Raw genomic sequence first — 18680 nt, 5'->3', positions numbered from 1 at the left:
TCCACTGTTCAGATTGTTCGTCGAGCGGAAAACAGCCGACTGATCCCTGTAGCGTAACGGGGCGCGATCGACCGGGCATAATGACCGTTCGTTCGCTTTCTCGACGGCATCACAAGGACAACCCCATGAGCACACGCGCACTCTTTCGCGAAGACGCCTATCAGACGCGCTGCGACGCGACGATCACCGCCATCGATGAGCAGGGCATTCAACTCGATCAGACCGTGTTCTATCCGCTCGGCGGCGGCCAGGCGGGCGACGCCGGCACGCTCACGCTCGCCGACGGCACGCTGCTGACGATCGCCGACACGCGCAAGGCCAAATTTGAAGGCGCGACACCCGATGACGCCGTCCACGTTCCCGCGCCGGGGCAGGAAGAAACGCTCGCGGGCCTAAAACCGGGCGATCGCGTGAGCGCCGAGATCGACTGGGAGCGACGTTACCGGCATATGCGCCTGCACACGGCGAGCCACCTGATGTGCGCGGTGCTGCCTTATCCGGTCGACGGCTGCAGCATCACGACCGATTACGCGAGGCTCGATTTCGCGACCGTCGAACCGATCGAGCGCGAGTTCGTCGAGGCGCGGCTGGCGGAACTCGTTGGCGGATCGCACGCGGTCGAGACCGAATGGATCACCGACGATGAAATGGCCGAGCGTCCCGAACTCGTGCGCACAATGAGCGTGAAGCCGCCGATGGGGCTCGGACGCGTGCGGCTTCTGCGAATTCAGAACGTCGATTTGCAGCCGTGCGGCGGCACGCACGTGCGCAATACGGGCGAGATCGGGCGGCTGCGGGTGGCGAAAGTCGAGAAGAAGAGCGCGCGCACGCGGCGCCTCGTGCTGGAATTCGTTTGATGGAACCGCGCGCGCAACAGGTGCTCGATGCATGGTTCGGCGCGCCTGGATCGGCGGAATTCGGCACGGAAAGGAAGGTGTGGTTCAAGAAAAACCGTGCGTTCGATGCGGCGTTGTCCGAGCGCTTTAGCGCGGTTCTCGAAGGAGCGCAGGCTGGAAAACTCGCGCGCTGGGCCGAAACGCCGCTCGGCGCGCTCGCGCTGATCGTGGTGCTCGACCAGTTTTCGCGCAACTGCTATCGCGGCACGCCGCGCGCGTTCGCGGGCGATGCTCAAGCGCTCGCACTAGCGAAAGCGCTGGTCGCTTCGGGCGATGATCTTCGCATGCCGACTCCGCAGCACCGCAGCTTCGTCTACATGCCGTTCGAGCACGACGAAACGCTCGCGAGCCAGCGCGAATCGGTGCGGCTATTCACGGCGCTGCGTGACGACGATTTGCTCAAGTACGCGCTGCGGCATTCGGAAGTGATCGAGCGCTTCGGGCGCTTTCCACATCGCAACTGCATTCTCGGCCGCGCGACGCGGCCGGAAGAGGAAGCGTGGCTCAAGGAGCGTGGCGGGTTCTAACGCCCGCCGGTCACATCGATGATCGCGCCCGTCACATAGGACGACGCATCCGACAGCAGCCAGATGATCGATTCCGCGACTTCATCGGCGGTTCCCGGACGTCCTAACGGCGTTTGCACGCCGAGAACGGCTGCGCGATCTGGCTTGCCGCCGCTCGCGTGGATATCGGTATCGATAAGACCGGGGCGCACGGCGTTCACGCGCACGCCTTCCGGGCCGAGTTCCTTCGAGAGCCCGATGGTGAGCGTATCGATGGCGCCTTTCGATCCCGCGTAGTCGACGTATTCGTTCGGTGCGCCGAGCCGCGCTGCCGCAGATGAGATGTTCACGATCGACCCCCCGTTGCCGCCGCGTGAGCGCGACATGTGGCGGGCGGCTTCGCGCGCGCAGAGATAGGCGCCGAGGACGTTGGTGTCGAAGATGCGCTTCAGGCGCGCGAGGTCCATGTCGGCGAGGGCCGAACCCGGCGCGACAATGCCCGCGTTGTTCACGAAACCGTCGATGGGGCCGAAGGCTTCGCGCGTCGCGTCGAACATGGCGATGACGGCGGTTTCATCGGTGACGTCGGCCTGGATCGCGATGGCGTTGCCGCCGGCCGATTGCACCGCGGCGACGGTTTGCCCGGCGGCGGACGCGTTGGTCGCGTAGTTCACGCTGACCGACCAGCCGAGGGCTCCGGCCAGCACGGCCGTCGAGTGGCCGATGCCTCGGCTGGCGCCGGTTATCAAAATCGTCTTCGACATTGTTTTCCCTCAAGCGCCAGCGAAAATTCAAACGGCGTTACGTTTCTCGGCCCACTTGTCGATCAAGGGCGGCACGTAGCGCTGCAGCAACTTGATCATCGCAGCCGGGTCCGCTGCCACCTGCAGCATGTCGAGATACGCCGCCCGCATGAACCCTTCCTCGACCGTATGCCGCAGCATCGCGATGAGCGGATCGTAATACCCATCGACATCGAGCAGCGCGACAGGCTTCTGGTGATACCCAAGCTGCGCCCACGTATATACCTCGAACAGTTCCTCGAACGTGCCTACGCCCCCGGGCATGGCAACGAACGCATCCGACAGATCCGCCATCTTCTTCTTGCGCTCGTGCATATCGGGCACGACGTGAAGCTCGGTCAGATCCGTATGTCCGACTTCCTTGCTGAGCAGCAACTCGGGAATCACGCCGACCGCACGCCCGCCGCAGGCGAGCACTTCATCGGCGATGAGCCCCATCAACCCGACCCGTCCGCCGCCATACACGAGCGACATGTCCGCCTCGACCAGCGCCCGCCCGAACGCCTTCGCGGCCTCGGCATAAACCGGCTTGGCTCCGGGCGCGGAGCCGCAATACACACAAACCGCCTTGATCATCTCGAATCCTTGGGTGTTTCGTTTTTCGACGCGGCATCGTCACGCGGCGGAAGAAAGTCGGCGTACTGGCGCATCGGCATCTTGCCGGAAGCCAGATCGTCGAAAAGCTGTCGCGAGCGGCCCCGCAGATACGGCGCCATTACCGAAATGATGTGCAAGCTCGCCTGATGCAATTCGGCACGGATCGCTTCTTGATCGTTGTACTTGCGCGGATTCATCACATATTGATACGACAGCCAGTAAGTCGCGATCACGCCGATGTTCGTCGCGATCACCTTGATCTCGGCGGGCGTCGCGACCATCTCCTGATCGGCGACGAGCGCCTCGCACAACTGGCTCGCGAAATGCACCTTGTGCGTGATGATCTGCTTGAAGTGCGTTTCGAGGGTCCGGTTGCGCGCGAGCAGGTCGTTCAGGTCGCGGTAGAGGAACCGGTAGGTCCAGAGAAAATCGGCCATGTACTGCAGATACGACCACATTTCGTCGATGGTCGGACGGTGGTCGTCGGGGAACCGCAGCCGCTTTTCGATCTGCTGCTCGAACTGCGCGAAGATGCTGTTGATGATGTCGTCTTTGTTGCGGAAATGGTAGTACAGGTTGCCTGGACTGATTTCCATCTCTTCGGCGATCGTCGTCGTCGTGACGTTCGGCTCGCCGATATCGTTGAACAGCTTCAGCGACAACTCGAGTATCCGTTCGCGGGTGCGGCGGGGAGGTTTGGCTTCCATTTCGTCCGTACCTTGTTATCCGGGGCGCATCGGCCTCGTTAAGAGCGTGGCGGACCCTGGATCGGTTGCTATTTTTGAGAATATCGGACGATTATAAACCGGTCGTTCGGGCCCTCGGAAACGGGCTTACGCTTAAGACGATTCTTGACTATGAGATACGCGCGAGCCAATGCCAGGCGAGCGGCCCGACGATCAGCGCCCACGTCAGCACGCAGACGGCGAGCGCGAGCAGAACAGCGGCGCTGCCGAAGTCCTTCGCGCGTTTGGAGAGCTCGTGGCGTTCGAGCGAGATTCGGTCGATCGCGGCTTCCACGCTCGAATTCAGCAACTCGACGATCAGGACGAGCAGCACGGTGGCGAGCAACGCGGCGCGCTCGACCGGCGCGACCGGCACGACGATGCCGCACGGCACGAGGATCGCGGCGAGCGTGAGTTCCTGACGAAACGCGCTTTCCTCGCGGATCGCCACGCGGATGCCGCACAGCGAATTCTTGAGCGCGTGCCACGCGCGCGTGAAGCCGCGATTGCCCTTGTACGGATTGAAGGGCAGCGGGGCGAGTGGATCGTCGGGGGAGAGCGGCTCGGGGCGCTCGCGCTCGCGGTCGGTCTCTTGCTCGTCGGCGGGGTCTTGTTCGAAAGGGGCGCGCATGGCGGCGATGGTAGCGCGAGGCGTCGCATTGCGTCGCGTTGTGCGCGTGCGCTCTCCGCCGACCCGAGCCTCCGCGCCTGCGGGCGCGCGCCGCGTCATGCGGTCGCCCGCTTGGTGCTCGCCTCGCGCGTGCCGAGCGGCTTCAGATGCGACGCGAACTGCTCCGACGCCGCGCGCCACGAAAAACGCTCGGCCCAGGCGCGGGCATCGCCGCGTTCAATTTTCAGCGCCTGCAGGCACGCCTCGCGCAGGTCTTCGTTCAGCGCGCCGGGACCTTCGCTGCCGAGCACGTCGATCGGGCCCGTCACCGGATACGCCGCGACGGGCGTCCCGCACGCCATCGCTTCGAGCAGCACGAGGCCGAAGGTATCGGTGCGGCTCGGGAACACGAAGACGTCGGCGGCGGCGTAAACCTTCGCCAGTTCCGGCTGCGACAGCACGCCCAGATAGTTCACGTTCGTATAGCGCGACTTGAGCTCGGCGAGCGCCGGGCCTTCGCCCGCGACCCACTTCGAGCCGGGCAGATCCAGCTTCAGAAACGCCTCGACGTTCTTCTCCACCGCCACGCGCCCGACATACAGAAAGATCGGCCGCGCGGTATTCAGCACCTTCGATTCCATGGGCCGGAAGATGTCGAGATCGACGCCACGCGTCCACAGCACGACGTTCGTGAAGCCGTGCTTCTCCAGGTCGCTCTGGACGACGGGCGTCGGCGCCATCACAGCCTGCGAGCGCTTGTGGAACCAGTGCAGGAAGCGATACGTCAGCGTGACCGGAATTCCGAAGCGCGCGTGGACGTACTCGGGAAAGCGCGTGTGATAGGCGGTGGTGAACGGCAGGCCGTGGCGGATGGCGTAGGCGCGCGCGGCCATGCCGAGCGGGCCTTCGGTCGCGATGTGGAGCGCATCGGGCGCGAATTCGTCGATGCGCCGCGCGACGCGCCGCTTCGGCATCAGCGAGAGGCGAATTTCGGGATAGGTCGGGCAGGGGATTGTTTTGAACTCGAGCGGCGTCAGCAATTCCACGCGGTGCCCGAGCGCAGTCAGTTCGCGCGTCGTGTTCTTCAGCGTCCGGACGACGCCGTTGACCTGCGGTTCCCATGCATCGGTGACGATCATGATCTTCATCGTATTCGGCCCAGGTAGTGAGTAGCTCAGGCGGTCGCCCGGGCTTTTTCGGTGGCTTGCTCGGGCGAGCGCATGACGGTCCAGTAGACGATCTTCAGCTCGCCGTCGAGCGTTTCGACGAGCGCCGAGAGGCTCTCGACCCAATCGCCGTCGTTGCAGTAGAGAACGCCGTCGATGTCGCGGATCTCCGCCTTGTGGATGTGCCCGCAGACGACGCCGTCGCAGCCGCGGCGACGCGCTTCGTCGGTCATCACGCGCTCGAATTGCGAGATGAAGTTGACCGCGTTCTTGACCTGGTGCTTGAGGTACTGCGAGAGCGACCAGTAGTTCAGCCCGAGCCGCGAGCGCACGCGATTGAACCAGCGGTTCAGAAGCAGTATCAGCGTGTAAAGCGTGTCGCCGAGATAGGCGAGCCATTTCGCGTGCTGGATGACGCCATCGAAGAGATCGCCGTGCACGATCCAGAGGCGCTTGCCGGCGAGCGTCGTGTGGAAGGCTTCGCCGCGCACGTGGATGTCGCCGAACGCGAGGTCGCAGAACTGGCGCGCGGCTTCATCGTGATTGCCGGGGATGTAGACGACCTGCGTGCCCTTGCGCGCCTTGCGCAGGATCTTCTGGACGACGTCGTTGTGCGCCTGCGGCCAGAACCAGCCTTTGCGGAGCTGCCATCCGTCGATGATGTCGCCGACGAGGTACAGGTATTCCGAATCGTTGTGCCGCAGGAAATCGAGCAGGTACGGCGCCTGGCAGCCGCCGGAGCCTAAATGGATATCCGAGAGCCAGATCGTGCGATAGCGGTGGGGCGCTTCGTCGGGATCGGTTGCCAGCGCAGTATGAGCGTCGTCGAGGCGCTCGGGCGCCAGGGCCGTCGCGCCTGCGTGGGCGCTGGGAAGGAACGCGAGCGGGTCGATGTTCGACTCGGGCTTGCGCAAACGGAAAGTCGCGGACGGTCTGAAGGCCATTGGCTCGCGCGTCGGGTTGCAGTAAGCGCATTGCGCCATGCAGCCGTGACGGAGCCATGACAGTCACGAGAAGTTCTTACTACTCGCAGGTGAGGCGATGTGTTTTTGCGACAGGGGATGGCCGTGCGGCCGATGCGAGGCGTGTCTACGCGATGCGTTCTCGCGTCGCGAAAGCACCTATTACCGGAGATCGAGGGAATTGGTGCGACCGGGCGTCCAAACGGGTTGCGCGTCCCCCGCGCCGCTTGTCTCGGAATTCGCCGTGAGCGACGTGCAGGGTTATTCGCGGGTTGCCGGGCGACACAGAGTGGCGTGCGCATGTGCGATGCGTTCTCCCGGGGCGAGCCTCGATTACGTGAAGCTGTGCGAGGGCTGCAAACGCACGCAGGAAACGCCGACGCCGCGCCGTTCAAGCCGTAGCCGTCACCGCGACGATCCGCGTCCCTGCGATACGGTCATGGAGAAACTGCCGCGCCGGGTCGAGCCACACAGTCGCGGCCCATAGCGCGACCCAGACGCCCGCTAAGCCAAGCGTCTGCGGCACTGAAAGTCCGAAAATCGGATGCAGGGCGAGCGGCGGCAAAAACCACAGCCACGCGAGCGCATAACGCGCGAGCGCCCGCGCGGGACGCACGGGCCGGCCATATACGTCGACGAGCTTGAGGCGCCACGTTTTCATCGGCAGGGTTTGCCCGCCGTGCGTCCAGAACCAGACGAAATACGCCGCGAGCACGATGCCGATCCACGTCATCAGCAGGTTGTGATGCGTGAGGCCGTTGCGTTGCTGGGTGAGGGTGCTGAAGAGATACCCCGCGATGAACACGATGCCGAAGAGAATCAAGCCTTCATAGAGCATCGTCGCGAGCCGACGGCGCAGGGTGGGCGCGCGCATCGGCGGGACGGCGGGGGCATCCGGTGCGCGCATGCGGCTCACGAACCGTTGAAGATCGACGGCGCCTGCTGCGGCGAGACCGGAATCGGCGTCGCGGGGACGAAGCTGCCCGCGCTCGGGATCGCCGGCGTTATCGGCTGGGAGCCGGGCAGTGCGGCGCCCGGTGCCTCGGACCCGTGTTCCGCGTGCTCGGCTGCGTGGCCCTGCTCGCGCGCGGTCACGATGCGATTGATGTCCTTGAGCTCGGCCTTGCCGCTCGGCGGCGCGCTGACGACGTTCGGCCGCCGCGTGCGCTCGGTCGCGGCAAGCTTCTTCTTTTGCTCCTCGGAGAGCTTCTGATAAGCGTCCCAGGCGCTCTCGCGCTTTTCGACCGGCACGGATTTCGACACCTGATAGTTCTCGCGCGCGACCTTGCGCTGATCGGGCGTCATGCGCGTCCATTCGGCCATGCGCTGATGCAGCCGCTTTTGCGCTTCAGGCGACATCCGGTGATAACGCGACGCGATCTTCAGCCATTTCTGTTTGCGCTCGTCGCTGAACTGGTCCCATTGCTCGGCGAACGGCGCGAGCGCGGCGCGCTGCAGATCGGTCAGACGATTCCACGAAAGCGGACTCGACGACGACAGCGCGAGGAGACTGCCACCCGAACCGGCGCTTGCGCCAGCGGGCGTAGCGACGCTGGCGGACGTGGCGGTCGAGGGCGAGTAGAAGCGCGGATAAGTCGCGGCAAACGCGACCATTCCCGCAATCGCGCATCCAAAAACAATCGCGAGACCGCGCTTGTAACTCACCCGGGAACTCCTGCTGTCTTAGTGATTGCGCGTCAGGTACGCGTTGAAGCCGTGATCGAGGTAGGCGTCGAGTGGCAGGTTGTCGCTCAGCATGGCGGCGTCGATGTCGGCGAGTTCCGCCGTGCGCTCCTGGTCTTCCCAGTAAGCGATGCCGGCCAGTCCGATGACCAATGCGAGTACCGGCCACGCAAGGCCGAAGCGTCCGAAGCGCGCAAACCGTCCGCGCGGCCCGGAAACATTGGGCGAGCTGAACTGGCCGCCCGCCGCGCCTGCAAAAGCGGGCGCGAACGCCGGCGCCGTGACGGCCACCTTCTCTGGCTTCTTGCGGGCGATCGCGGCGCGCCGCGCAGCAGCGAGCCGGTCGACGGCCGCAGCCGGTATGCCGGACGTCGTTTCGTCGAGCGCGTGAACTAACTTGCGCGCGAATTCATTTTCTTTCGATTCAAGAGCGGTGCTCATAGCGTGATCCCTTTCGCCTTCAGCGCGTGTGCGAGCGCGTGCGTCGCCCGGGAGCAATGCGTCTTTACGCTGCCCTCGGAGCAGCCCATCGCCGCGGCGGTCTCGGCGACATCCATATCTTCCCAGTAACGCATGAGAAAGGCTTCCCGTTGACGAGTCGGTAATTTCTGGATCTCCGCGTCGATCAGGTTGAGCACCTGTTCACGCTCGAGCTTGTTCTCGCTGCTCTCCGCGCCCACCGTTCCGTCCTGGGATTCAAAGGTTTCGAGGGGGTCGAATTCGTCGTCATCCGCGTTGCCGAACGACGAGAACAGACTTACCCACGTATTGCGCACCTTCTGGCGGCGGAAATAGTCATGCGTCGCATTCTGCAGGATACGCTGAAACAATAGCGGGAGCTCCGCCGGAGGACGATCGCCGTATTTTTCGGCGAGCTTGATCATCGCATCCTGCACGATGTCGAGCGCCGCGTCGTCGTCGCGCACGGTGTAGACGGTCTGCTTGAACGCGCGTCTTTCGACGCCCGCCAGAAAATCGGCGAGTTCCTTGTCTGATGCCATCCGTGGGGGCCGGCGCAGCGAGTGTGCGTCGAAAGGGTTCGTGAGATTTTTGAGAAACCTGCGGATGCTAGCAAATTTTTGCTTGTCCCGATAGAAACGCGTCGCCGGTTTTCTCGTGCGCGAGACCGAAAACGTGCGAAAGCCGCTCGGAATCGCGGTGTTTTGCGCCTTTTCCCGCGCTGAACACCAATTTTTCGCTTGACCCGCCGATCGCCCCAAGCTATCGTTTCCGACTCGCATCATAAAGTGAATGTCTAATTTGAGGCGAGCCCAAGAAGCACGCCTGTCAAACCAAGACGCGCCGCTTGAACCCGAGCCACAAGCCCGGCAGAGAGCACCCGATCAATTTTTTGCCGAAAATTCGAAAGGTGATTAATGAATATGCCCAGCGCGGAATTCTCCACGTCGGATACGACCCCCTCGCACGATTCTGAATCCATCGGCGGCACCGTGCTCATGCGCGCGCTGGCGGACGAGAACGTCGAGTTCATCTGGGGCTATCCCGGCGGCTCGGTACTCTATATCTACGACGAGCTGTACAAGCAGGACCAGATCCAGCACATCCTCGTGCGCCACGAGCAGGCCGCCGTCCACGCCGCCGACGCCTACGCGCGCTCCACCGGCAACGTCGGTGTGTGTCTCGTGACTTCCGGCCCCGGCGTCACCAATGCGGTGACCGGCATCGCCACCGCCTACATGGATTCGATCCCGATGGTCGTGATCAGCGGCCAGGTGCCGACTGCCGCGATCGGTCTCGATGCGTTTCAGGAGTGCGATACCGTCGGCATCACGCGGCCGTGCGTGAAGCACAACTTCCTCGTGAAGGACGTGCGCGATCTCGCCGCGACCGTCAAGAAAGCGTTCTACATTGCCCGCACCGGCCGTCCCGGTCCCGTGCTGATCGACATTCCGAAGGATGTGTCGAAAGCGCCGTGCAAGTACGAGCCGCTCAAGAGCGTGTCGCTGCGTTCGTACAACCCGGTCACGAAGGGCCATTCGGGCCAGATCCGCAAGGCGGTGCAACTGCTTTTGTCGGCGAAGCGCCCGTATGTCTATACCGGCGGCGGCATCATCCTCGCGGATGCGTCGCGCGAGCTGAACCAGTTCGTCGACCTGCTCGGTTATCCGGTCACCAACACGCTGATGGGCCTCGGCGGCTATCGTGCGAGCGACAAGAAGTTCCTCGGCATGCTCGGCATGCACGGCACGTACGAAGCCAACATGGCGATGCAGAACTGCGACGTGCTGATCGCGATCGGCGCGCGTTTCGACGACCGCGTGATCGGCGACCCGAAGCATTTCGCGTCGACGCCGCGCAAGATCATCCATATCGACGTCGATCCGTCGTCCATTTCGAAGCGCGTGAAGGTCGATATCCCGATCGTCGGCGATGTGAAGGAAGTGCTGAAGGAATTGCTCGAGCAACTCCAGACCGCCGACCACGGCCCGGACACCAAGGCGCTCGCCGACTGGTGGAAGGACATCGAAGTCTGGCGCTCGAAGAACTGTCTCGCGTACGACCGCAGTAGCGAGATCATCAAGCCGCAGTACGTGGTGGAAAAGGCGTGGGAACTGACCGACGGCAACGCGTTCGTCTGCTCCGATGTCGGCCAGCACCAGATGTGGGCGGCGCAGTTCTATCGCTTCAACAAGCCGCGCCGCTGGATCAATTCGGGCGGCCTTGGCACGATGGGCTTCGGCCTGCCGGCGGCGATGGGCGTGAAGATGGCGTTCCCCGACGAGGAAGTGCTCTGCATCACGGGCGAAGGCTCGATCCAGATGTGCATCCAGGAACTCTCGACGTGCAAGCAGTACAACACGCCCGTCAAGATCATTTCGCTCAACAACCGCTATCTCGGCATGGTGCGCCAGTGGCAGCAGATCGAATACAAGAAGCGCTACTCCAGTTCGTACATGGACGCGCTGCCCGATTTCGTGAAGCTGGCTGAAGCGTACGGCCACGTCGGCATCCGTGTCGAGAAGACGGCCGACGTCGAGCCTGCGCTGAAGGAAGCGCTGCGCCTGAAGGATCGCACCGTATTTCTCGACTTCCAGACCGATCCCACCGAAAACGTCTTTCCGATGGTCCAGGCAGGCAAGGGCATCACGGAAATGCTGCTCGGATCGGAAGATCTATAAGGCTTCTGGCCTTTTCGAGGCTCGCGCGCGCACGTCTTCACAAAGGACGTCCACCGCGCGCGGGCCGAGTGAAAACTGGATAAATCGGGAACGCTGACATCATGAAACACATCATCTCCGTGCTGCTGGAAAACGAACCGGGCGCGTTATCGCGCGTCGTCGGGCTCTTTTCGGCACGCGGCTACAACATTGAAACCTTGACGGTGGCCCCGACCGAGGACAGTTCGCTGTCGCGGCTGACCATCGTCTCCATTGGCTCGGACGACGTGATCGAACAGATCACGAAGCATCTCAACCGCCTGATCGAGGTGGTGAAGGTGGTCGACCTGACCGAGGGCGCCCACATCGAGCGCGAGCTGATGCTGATCAAGGTTCGGGCGGTCGGCAAGGAACGCGAAGAAATGAAGCGGATGGCGGACATTTTCCGGGGCCGCATCATCGACGTGACCGAGAAGACCTACACGATGGAACTGACGGGCGCGAGCGACAAACTCGATGCGTTCATCCAGGGCCTCGACGCCACGGCGATCCTGGAAACGGTTCGCACGGGCAGTTCCGGCATCGGCCGGGGCGAGCGCATTTTGAAGGTTTAGGCGCCGCCAGCAGTTCCACCGCATTTCAAGCTTCACCAAATTTCAACGAATCACGACTCAAGGAACCACCATGAAAGTTTTCTACGACAAGGACGCCGACCTCTCCCTCATCAAGGGCAAGCAAGTGACCATCATCGGCTATGGCTCGCAAGGCCATGCGCACGCGCTGAACCTGAAGGAAAGCGGCGTGAAGGTGACGGTCGGCCTGCGCAAGGGCGGCGCATCGTGGAGCAAGGCCGAGAACGCGGGCCTGACCGTCAAGGAAGTGGCGGAAGCCGTGAAGGGCGCCGACGTCGTGATGATGCTCCTGCCCGACGAGCAGATCGCCGAAGTCTACAAGACCGAAGTGCACGCGAACATCAAGGAAGGCGCGGCACTCGCCTTCGCGCACGGCTTCAACGTGCACTACGGCCAGGTGATCCCGCGCGCCGACCTCGACGTGATCATGATCGCGCCGAAGGCCCCGGGCCACACGGTGCGCAACACGTACCAGCAAGGCGGCGGCGTGCCGCACCTGATCGCGGTCGCGCAGGACAAGTCGGGCTCGGCGCGTGACGTCGCGCTGTCGTACGCGGCGGCGAACGGCGGCGGCCGTGCCGGCATCATCGAAACGAACTTCCGCGAAGAAACCGAAACCGACCTGTTCGGCGAGCAAGCCGTGCTGTGCGGCGGCACCGTCGACCTGATCAAGGCCGGCTTCGAAACGCTGGTGGAAGCGGGTTATGCGCCGGAAATGGCGTACTTCGAGTGCCTGCACGAACTGAAGCTGATCGTCGACCTGATCTACGAAGGCGGCATCGCGAACATGAACTACTCGATCTCGAACAACGCCGAGTACGGCGAGTACGTGACGGGTCCGCGCATCGTGACGGAAGAAACGAAGAAGGCGATGAAGGCCGTCCTGAAGGACATCCAGACGGGCGAGTACGCGAAGAGCTTCATCATCGAGAACCGCGCCGGCGCGCCGACGCTGCAATCGCGCCGCCGCCTGACGAGCGAGCATCAGGTCGAACAAGTCGGTTCGAAGCTGCGCGCGATGATGCCGTGGATCGCGAAGAACAAGCTCGTCGATCAGTCGAAGAACTAAAGTTCAAAGCACCACGCAGTGCGGTAACACCTGAGAGCCGTCCGGGCGTCGCTGACCCCGGACGGCTTTTGCTATCCTACGGTTTTGAAAAACTCGAACTCATCCATGAACTATCCCCATCCGATCATTGCCCGCGAAGGCTGGCCGTTCATTGCCGCCGCGGTCGTCGTTGCCCTGATCGTCCACGCGATCGGCGGCTTCGGCTTTGCGTGGCTCTTCTGGCTGATCGTGATCTTCATCGTGCAGTTCTTCCGTGATCCGCAGCGCCCGATCCCGACGCAGCCGAACGCCGTGCTGTGTCCCGCCGATGGCCGGATCGTCGCCGTCGAAACCGCGCACGATCCGTACGCGGGCCGCGAAGCCGTGAAGATCAGCGTGTTCATGAATGTGTTCAACGTGCATTCGCAACGCTCGCCCGTCGATGGCGCGATCAGCAAGGTCGAGTATTTCCCGGGCGCCTACCTGAACGCCGCCGTCGATAAAGCATCGACCGAGAACGAGCGCAACGCCATCGTCATCCAGACGGCCGCGGGGCATACCGTGACGTCGGTGCAGATCGCCGGGCTGATCGCGCGGCGCATTTTGTGCTACGTCCACGTGGGCGAGCCGCTCACACGCGGCCAGCGTTACGGCTTTATCCGTTTCGGCTCGCGCGTCGACGTGTATCTGCCGGTGGGCAGCCGTCCGCGCGTGTCGATTGGCGAGAAGGTTTCTGCATCGTCAACCATCCTTGCCGAATTCGCCGAATAACGAGCTTAAAACAAGCGGCACAAGGGAGAACTCGATGGCGGCATTCAAACCGCGCCGTACCCGGACCAACGGCACGCCTCCGCGTGCATTTCGTCGTAACAAGGCGCAGGACGTCGCCACCGTGGAAACGCGGCGCGCGCAGCGGCAGCAGTTCCTGAGAAAGCGCGGCATCTATCTGCTGCCGAACGCGTTCACGACGGCCGCGCTCTTCTGCGGCTTCTTCGCCGTCGTCCAGGCGATGAACGTGCGTTTCGAGATCGCGGCGATCGCGATCTTCGTCGCGATGGTGCTCGACGGCATGGATGGCCGCGTCGCGCGCATGACGCACACGCAAAGCGCGTTCGGCGAGCAGTTCGACAGCCTGTCGGACATGGTGTCGTTCGGCGTCGCGCCGGCGCTCGTGATGTACGAATGGGTGCTGAAGGACCTCGGCCGGTGGGGCTGGCTCGCGGCGTTCGTCTACTGCTCGGGCGCGGCGCTCAGGCTCGCGCGCTTCAATACAAATGTCGGCGTGGTCGACAAGCGGTACTTCCAGGGTCTGCCGAGCCCTGCGGCGGCGGCGCTGATCGCCGGTTTCGTCTGGCTCGCAACCGATAACCGCGTACCGCTCAAACTCGTGTGGCTGCCGTGGGTCGCCTTCGCGCTGACGATCTACGCAGGCGTGACCATGGTTTCGAACGCGCCGTTCTACAGCGGCAAGGCGCTCGACGTGCGCTATCGCGTGCCGTTCGCGGGCGTGCTGCTGGTCGTGGTGGCGTTCGTGCTGGTTTCGTCCGATCCGCCGCTGATGCTCTTCGGCCTCTTCGTGCTGTACGGCTTCTCAGGTTACGCGTGGTGGGGCTACATGGCGATGCGCGGCAGACCGAATCCCGCGCGAAGTTCGCAGCGGGATCATTGAAATCGAAGGCGGCGGCCCACAAGGCCAGCCGCCTTTTTTTACGTGCGCCGCGCAAATCGTCCTCATTGGAAAGCCCAATTGCACGCATCCTGAAATCTCGTTATAGTTTGTGGATGAACTTTTTTCCGTTCCCCTTCTCGTCTCTTCTAGCTGGTGCGCCGCTATGCGCGCTATCGCTACTAGCGCGCCTACTGCGCTAATCCGTCTCGCCTCCCGTCTGCTCGTTCGTGGTTTTCGACGCCAGCGGTGGCGCGAACGCCCGGATTCCGTATTTGTTTTCCCCACCGTTTTTCAAAATCCAAAATCTCCCCACTGGAGGCCGACATGGCAGACAAGCTGATCATTTTCGACACGACCTTGCGTGATGGCGAACAATCGCCCGGCGCGTCGATGACGAAGGAAGAGAAGATCCGTATCGCGAAGCAGCTCGAACGGATGAAGGTCGACGTGATCGAGGCGGGTTTCGCCGCGAGCTCGAACGGCGACTTCGACGCGATCCAGACGATCGCCTCGCTCGTGAAGGACAGCACAGTCTGCTCGCTCGCCCGCGCGAACGACAAGGACATCCAGCGCGCCGCGGACGCCCTCAAGCCCGCGAGCCAGTTCCGCATCCACACGTTCATCGCGACTTCCGCGCTGCACATGGAGAAGAAGCTGCGCATGACGCCTGAGCAGGTGTACGAGCAGGCGCGCCTCGCGGTGCGTTTCGCGCGCAAGTTCACCGACGACGTCGAGTTCTCGCCGGAGGACGGCAGCCGCTCGGATCTCGACTTCCTTTGCCGCGTGCTTGAAGCTGTGATCAACGAAGGTGCCCGCACGATCAACATCACCGATACGGTCGGTTACGGCGTGCCCGAGATGTACGGCCAACTCGTGAAGACGCTGCGCGAGCGCATCCCGAATTCGGATAAGGCGATCTTCTCGGTCCATTGTCACGACGACCTCGGTCTCGCGGTCGCGAATTCGCTCGCCGGCGTGCAGATCGGCGGGGCGCGGCAGGTGGAATGCACGATCAACGGTCTCGGCGAACGCGCGGGCAATACGTCGCTCGAAGAAATCGTGATGGCTGTCAAGACGCGGAAGGACTATTTCGGACTCGAAGTCGGTATCGATACGACGCAGATCGTGCCGACCTCCAAGCTCGTGTCGCAAATCACCGGTTTCGTCGTGCAGCCGAACAAGGCGGTGGTCGGGGCGAACGCGTTCGCGCACGCGTCGGGCATCCACCAGGACGGCGTGCTCAAGGCGCGCGACACCTACGAAATCATGCGTGCCGAAGACGTGGGTTGGGCGACCAACAAGATCGTCCTCGGCAAGCTCTCGGGCCGCAACGCGTTCAAGCAGCGGTTGCAGGAACTGGGCGTGACGCTGGAATCGGAAGGCGACGTCAACGCCGCGTTCGCGCGCTTCAAGGAACTCGCCGACCGCAAGGCCGAAATCTTCGACGAGGACATCATGGCGATCGTGTCCGAGGAATCGGCGGAAGCGCAGGCGAAGGAACATTTCCGCTTCGTCTCGATGGCGCAGCATTCGGAAACCGGCGAGCAGCCGCATGCGCGCGTGGTGTTCGCCGTCGACGGCTCAGAGGTGACGGGCGAATCGCGCGGCAACGGCCCGGTCGACGCGACGCTGCACGCGATCGAATCGAAGGTGTCGAGCGGCGCGGAACTCGTGCTGTACTCGGTCAACGCGATCACGACCGGCACGCAGGCGCAGGGCGAAGTGACGGTGCGGCTCTCGAAGAGCGGGCGCATCGTGAACGGCGTCGGCACCGATCCGGATATCGTCGCGGCATCCGCGAAGGCGTATATCGCCGCGCTGAACAAACTGCATTCGAAGGTCGAAAAGCTCAATCCGCAACTTTGATGCGCTTTTGCTCGTGACGCCGATCGCGTCGCAGGCAAGTCGAAAGCCCTCGCCAGAAGCGAGGGCTTTTGCGTTGTGCGCGCCTTATTTCGCCACCGAGCGCCCGAAAAACGGCAGCCGCGCGCGCATCGACGGCCGCTCGCGCGCCGCGCGTTCCAGTTGCCTGCACTCGACGTGGATACCGCGCGCCGGCGCAGCGGCCACGAAAGCGTCGATCAGCTCGCGCACGTCGGGATCGATGAAATCGGCGCGCGTCGCGTCGACGATCACCGTCGCGTTATCCGGAATCTGCCGCAGTTGGTGCTTCAGCGCGACTTTGCCGAGAAACGACACGTCCTTGCGAAACGACAGCAGGAAGTGGTCGTCGTGCTGCGCGATCGTGATCGGCCGCTGCAGGTTCGCGTGGATCGCGAGCGCGACGCTGCACGCGATGCCGAGCACGATGCCGATCAGCAAATCGGTGAGCAGCACGCCCGCGATCGTCACGATGAACGGCGCGAAGCGCTCGAACCCCTGTTTCGCGACGGCCGCGAACAACGACGGCTTCGCGAGCTTGAGCCCCGTGAAGATCAGGATCGCGGCGAGGCAGGCGAGCGGGATCAGGTTGATCACGCTCGCGAGCGCGAAGACGCTCGCGAGCAGCAGCAGGCCGTGCACGAACGACGCCCAGCGGCTTTGCGCGCCCGCGTGAACGTTTGCGGAGCTGCGCACGATGACGGACGTGATCGGCAGGGCGCCGAGCGCGCCGGCCATCATGTTGCCGATGCCCTGCGCCTTCAGCTCGCGATCCGGGTGCGTGGCGCGCTTTTTCGGATCGATCTGCTCGACCGCTTCGAGGCTCAGCAGCGTTTCGAGACTCGCGACAATGGCGAGCGTCATCGCGAGGCGCCAGACGTCGGGGTTCACGAGCTGCGCGAAGTTAGGCAATTCGAGCGCCGCCCAGAGCGCCGCGAACGAACCCAGCGACGGCAGCGCCACGCGATGCTCCGCAGGCGGCGCGAAGCCGGGCGCGGCGAAATCGAGCAAAAGCGTCGCGCCGATGCCGAGCGCCACGATGGCGAGCGGCGCGGGCGTCGTGCGCACGAGGGCGAAGCGGCGCATCGCTCGAGTTTCCCAGCCGGCGAGGATCGCAAGCGACGCCACGGCGATCACGCAGGCCGCGATCGACATCGTGCCGAATGGGGTGTCTAGCGTGCCGGCGCCCGGGGCGGCGAGCGCGGCGCCATCGTTCGCGAAACCGGCGGCGAGCGGCACCTGCTTGATGATCAGCAGAAGCCCGATCGCGGCGAGCATGCCCTTGATCACCGACGACGGCACGTACGCCGCGAAGCGCCCGGCCTTCAGCATGCCGAAGCCGAACTGGATCGCGCCCGACAGCAGCACGGCGAGCAGGAACGCGGAAAAGCTGCCGAGCCGCGCGATGCCATCGACCACGATCACGATCAGGCCCGCCGCCGGACCGCTCACGCTCAGATGAGAGCCGCTCAGGAGCGCGACCACCAGCCCGCCGATGATGCCCGAGAGCAGCCCCGCGAACGGATCGACGCCCGATGCGTTGGCGATACCGAGACAGAGCGGCATCGCGACCAGAAAGACAACGGTGCCGGCGAACATGTCGCGCGGAAAGGTGGCGAAGGTTTCTCGTAGGTTCATGTTTTCTCAGGACGAGTTGGCCGTGCGGCGTCTTGCGGCGCCGCATTGATTGTTGCGGGATGAAGCGGAGCCGGGCTTAGCGGCCGGCGGTTTCGAGCACGGGTTCGCGTTCGATGAGAGCGGGTTCGTCGTCCGGATAGCCCGTCGCGAGGACTTTGATGCGGCCGTCGTGCAGGCCGAAGATCCAGCCGTGCACGCGCGGCGGCGCATTGGCGTCGCGCACGAGCGGCGTCTCGCGCAGCGCGCGCACCTGCTCGAGCACGCTAAGTTCGGCGAGGCGGTTGACGCGCTCATCGGCATCGGCGACGCGCTCAAGTTCGCCGCGATGCGTCTGCGCCAGCGCGCATAGCGGAGCGATGCGGCGGTTCACGTGCGGCAAATCGGGCGACGCCGGCAAGAGCGACGCGCGCACGCCGCCGCAGCCGTAGTGCCCGCAGACGATGACGTCGTCGACCTTCAGCACGCGCACGGCGTACTCGAGGACGCTCATCACGTTGTCGTCGGCGGGAGAAAACAGGTTCGCGATGTTGCGGTGCACGAACAGATCGCCGGGATTGGCGTTGGTGACGGTTTCGGCGGGAACGCGGCTGTCCGAGCAGCCGATCCATAGCGCGCGCGGGCTTTGGCCTTCAACCAGACGAGGGAAGAAGGCACGATCGCTTTCGGCGGTTTCACGCGCCCAGGCGATGTTTTCGACTAGCATGCGTTTGGGACGATTCATCAGGTGAACTCCGGTTCGGGGACG

At 63.7% G+C, this 18680-nt stretch carries 20 protein-coding genes; 8 read left to right on the top strand and 12 right to left on the bottom strand.

Features of this window, described 5'->3' with window-relative positions:
* Positions 1 to 125 precede the first annotated feature (125 nt).
* Both AWB67_RS07335 and AWB67_RS07330 read left to right on the top strand, forming a co-directional pair.
* Positions 126 to 857: an alanyl-tRNA editing protein gene (locus AWB67_RS07335; protein WP_087655580.1), complete on the top strand. Its 732-nt coding sequence runs from the start codon at positions 126 to 128 to the stop codon at positions 855 to 857.
* Entirely contained in the window at positions 857 to 1423 is a 567-nt protein-coding gene (locus tag AWB67_RS07330; RefSeq protein ID WP_087655579.1) for a DUF924 family protein, read from the top strand. Before AWB67_RS07335 ends, AWB67_RS07330 begins: the two co-directional genes overlap by 1 nt.
* Here AWB67_RS07330 and AWB67_RS07325 read toward each other — a convergent pair.
* The 10 genes from AWB67_RS07325 to AWB67_RS07280 form a co-directional block, all read right to left on the bottom strand.
* The gene (locus tag AWB67_RS07325; RefSeq protein ID WP_087655578.1) at positions 1420 to 2166 is read right to left on the bottom strand and encodes an SDR family oxidoreductase; all 747 of its coding nucleotides are present in this window, start codon (positions 2164 to 2166) and stop codon (positions 1420 to 1422) included. The genes AWB67_RS07330 and AWB67_RS07325 overlap by 4 nt on opposite strands.
* Before the next feature lie 27 nt (positions 2167 to 2193).
* A complete protein-coding gene (locus AWB67_RS07320; RefSeq protein ID WP_087655715.1) occupies positions 2194 to 2778 on the bottom strand; it encodes an LOG family protein in 585 nt (194 codons plus the stop codon).
* On the bottom strand, positions 2778 to 3509 hold the full coding sequence (locus AWB67_RS07315; protein WP_087655577.1) for a TetR/AcrR family transcriptional regulator: 732 nt from the start codon (positions 3507 to 3509) through the stop codon (positions 2778 to 2780). Before AWB67_RS07315 ends, AWB67_RS07320 begins: the two co-directional genes overlap by 1 nt.
* Before the next feature lie 148 nt (positions 3510 to 3657).
* The gene (locus AWB67_RS07310) at positions 3658 to 4257 is read right to left on the bottom strand and encodes a diacylglycerol kinase (protein ID WP_087655576.1); all 600 of its coding nucleotides are present in this window, start codon (positions 4255 to 4257) and stop codon (positions 3658 to 3660) included.
* Positions 4254 to 5285 (bottom strand): glycosyltransferase family 4 protein, encoded by a 1032-nt coding sequence (locus AWB67_RS07305; protein ID WP_087655575.1) that lies wholly within the window; start codon positions 5283 to 5285, stop codon positions 4254 to 4256. The genes AWB67_RS07310 and AWB67_RS07305 overlap by 4 nt, the downstream gene beginning before the upstream one ends.
* Positions 5286 to 5311: 26 nt before the next feature.
* Positions 5312 to 6247, bottom strand: a complete 936-nt coding sequence (locus tag AWB67_RS07300) for a UDP-2,3-diacylglucosamine diphosphatase (protein ID WP_087655574.1) — start codon at positions 6245 to 6247, stop codon at positions 5312 to 5314.
* A 409-nt stretch (positions 6248 to 6656) separates the two neighbouring features.
* Positions 6657 to 7172 carry an RDD family protein gene (locus AWB67_RS07295; protein ID WP_087655573.1) on the bottom strand — a complete coding sequence of 172 codons (516 nt, stop codon included), beginning with the start codon at positions 7170 to 7172 and terminating at the stop codon, positions 6657 to 6659.
* Positions 7173 to 7177: 5 nt separating this feature from the next.
* Positions 7178 to 7930, bottom strand: a complete 753-nt coding sequence (locus AWB67_RS07290) for a DUF3106 domain-containing protein (protein WP_087655572.1) — start codon at positions 7928 to 7930, stop codon at positions 7178 to 7180.
* An 18-nt stretch (positions 7931 to 7948) separates the two neighbouring features.
* Positions 7949 to 8389, bottom strand: a complete 441-nt coding sequence (locus AWB67_RS07285; RefSeq protein ID WP_087655571.1) for a DUF3619 family protein — start codon at positions 8387 to 8389, stop codon at positions 7949 to 7951.
* Positions 8386 to 8949, bottom strand: coding sequence for an RNA polymerase sigma factor (locus tag AWB67_RS07280; RefSeq protein WP_087655714.1), 564 nt, complete (start codon positions 8947 to 8949; stop codon positions 8386 to 8388). Before AWB67_RS07280 ends, AWB67_RS07285 begins: the two co-directional genes overlap by 4 nt.
* 375 nt (positions 8950 to 9324) lie before the next feature.
* Between AWB67_RS07280 and AWB67_RS07275 the strand changes: the two genes are divergently transcribed.
* The 6 genes from AWB67_RS07275 to AWB67_RS07250 all read left to right on the top strand — a co-directional run bounded on the left by AWB67_RS07275 (position 9325) and on the right by AWB67_RS07250 (position 16282).
* Positions 9325 to 11088: an acetolactate synthase 3 catalytic subunit gene (locus AWB67_RS07275; protein WP_087655570.1), complete on the top strand. Its 1764-nt coding sequence runs from the start codon at positions 9325 to 9327 to the stop codon at positions 11086 to 11088.
* Between the two features lie 101 nt (positions 11089 to 11189).
* Positions 11190 to 11681 carry an acetolactate synthase small subunit gene (gene ilvN, locus AWB67_RS07270; RefSeq protein ID WP_035939651.1) on the top strand — a complete coding sequence of 164 codons (492 nt, stop codon included), beginning with the start codon at positions 11190 to 11192 and terminating at the stop codon, positions 11679 to 11681.
* Positions 11682 to 11751: 70 nt separating this feature from the next.
* Complete coding sequence (ilvC, locus tag AWB67_RS07265) at positions 11752 to 12768, top strand: ketol-acid reductoisomerase (protein ID WP_087655569.1); 1017 nt, start codon at positions 11752 to 11754, stop codon at positions 12766 to 12768.
* A 105-nt stretch (positions 12769 to 12873) separates the two neighbouring features.
* Positions 12874 to 13518: a phosphatidylserine decarboxylase gene (locus AWB67_RS07260; protein ID WP_087655568.1), complete on the top strand. Its 645-nt coding sequence runs from the start codon at positions 12874 to 12876 to the stop codon at positions 13516 to 13518.
* Between the two features lie 34 nt (positions 13519 to 13552).
* Positions 13553 to 14416: a CDP-diacylglycerol--serine O-phosphatidyltransferase gene (pssA, locus tag AWB67_RS07255; RefSeq protein WP_087655567.1), complete on the top strand. Its 864-nt coding sequence runs from the start codon at positions 13553 to 13555 to the stop codon at positions 14414 to 14416.
* Positions 14417 to 14740: 324 nt separating this feature from the next.
* Positions 14741 to 16282 carry a 2-isopropylmalate synthase gene (locus AWB67_RS07250; RefSeq protein WP_087655566.1) on the top strand — a complete coding sequence of 514 codons (1542 nt, stop codon included), beginning with the start codon at positions 14741 to 14743 and terminating at the stop codon, positions 16280 to 16282.
* An 84-nt stretch (positions 16283 to 16366) separates the two neighbouring features.
* On the opposite strand, the gene AWB67_RS07245 is transcribed toward AWB67_RS07250, so the two are convergent.
* Complete coding sequence (locus AWB67_RS07245) at positions 16367 to 17935, bottom strand: SulP family inorganic anion transporter (RefSeq protein WP_087655565.1); 1569 nt, start codon at positions 17933 to 17935, stop codon at positions 16367 to 16369.
* Positions 17936 to 18011: 76 nt separating this feature from the next.
* Complete coding sequence (locus tag AWB67_RS07240; RefSeq protein WP_087655564.1) at positions 18012 to 18656, bottom strand: carbonic anhydrase; 645 nt, start codon at positions 18654 to 18656, stop codon at positions 18012 to 18014.
* Between the last annotated feature and the right edge of the window lie 24 nt (positions 18657 to 18680).

The sequence above is a fragment of the Caballeronia terrestris genome, from assembly GCF_001544515.1.
GTDB lineage: Bacteria > Pseudomonadota > Gammaproteobacteria > Burkholderiales > Burkholderiaceae > Caballeronia > Caballeronia terrestris.
This window is presented reverse-complemented; position numbering and strand designations above follow the sequence as displayed.

Bases quoted from the DNA above. Each gene is read 5' to 3' on its own strand.
- AWB67_RS07330 (WP_087655579.1), top strand. From the start codon at position 857: ATGGAACCGCGCGCGCAACAGGTGCTCGATGCATGGTTCGGCGCGCCT.
- AWB67_RS07295 (WP_087655573.1), bottom strand. From the start codon at position 7,172: ATGCGCGCACCGGATGCCCCCGCCGTCCCGCCGATGCGCGCGCCCACC.
- AWB67_RS07305 (WP_087655575.1), bottom strand. From the start codon at position 5,285: ATGAAGATCATGATCGTCACCGATGCATGGGAACCGCAGGTCAACGGC.
- AWB67_RS07260 (WP_087655568.1), top strand. From the start codon at position 12,874: ATGAACTATCCCCATCCGATCATTGCCCGCGAAGGCTGGCCGTTCATT.
- AWB67_RS07315 (WP_087655577.1), bottom strand. From the start codon at position 3,509: ATGGAAGCCAAACCTCCCCGCCGCACCCGCGAACGGATACTCGAGTTG.
- AWB67_RS07285 (WP_087655571.1), bottom strand. From the start codon at position 8,389: ATGAGCACCGCTCTTGAATCGAAAGAAAATGAATTCGCGCGCAAGTTA.
- ilvC (WP_087655569.1), top strand. From the start codon at position 11,752: ATGAAAGTTTTCTACGACAAGGACGCCGACCTCTCCCTCATCAAGGGC.
- AWB67_RS07280 (WP_087655714.1), bottom strand. From the start codon at position 8,949: ATGGCATCAGACAAGGAACTCGCCGATTTTCTGGCGGGCGTCGAAAGA.
- ilvN (WP_035939651.1), top strand. From the start codon at position 11,190: ATGAAACACATCATCTCCGTGCTGCTGGAAAACGAACCGGGCGCGTTA.
- AWB67_RS07245 (WP_087655565.1), bottom strand. From the start codon at position 17,935: ATGAACCTACGAGAAACCTTCGCCACCTTTCCGCGCGACATGTTCGCC.
- AWB67_RS07250 (WP_087655566.1), top strand. From the start codon at position 14,741: ATGGCAGACAAGCTGATCATTTTCGACACGACCTTGCGTGATGGCGAA.
- AWB67_RS07275 (WP_087655570.1), top strand. From the start codon at position 9,325: ATGAATATGCCCAGCGCGGAATTCTCCACGTCGGATACGACCCCCTCG.
- AWB67_RS07325 (WP_087655578.1), bottom strand. From the start codon at position 2,166: ATGTCGAAGACGATTTTGATAACCGGCGCCAGCCGAGGCATCGGCCAC.
- AWB67_RS07310 (WP_087655576.1), bottom strand. From the start codon at position 4,257: ATGACGCGGCGCGCGCCCGCAGGCGCGGAGGCTCGGGTCGGCGGAGAG.
- AWB67_RS07300 (WP_087655574.1), bottom strand. From the start codon at position 6,247: ATGGCCTTCAGACCGTCCGCGACTTTCCGTTTGCGCAAGCCCGAGTCG.
- pssA (WP_087655567.1), top strand. From the start codon at position 13,553: ATGGCGGCATTCAAACCGCGCCGTACCCGGACCAACGGCACGCCTCCG.
- AWB67_RS07335 (WP_087655580.1), top strand. From the start codon at position 126: ATGAGCACACGCGCACTCTTTCGCGAAGACGCCTATCAGACGCGCTGC.
- AWB67_RS07240 (WP_087655564.1), bottom strand. From the start codon at position 18,656: ATGAATCGTCCCAAACGCATGCTAGTCGAAAACATCGCCTGGGCGCGT.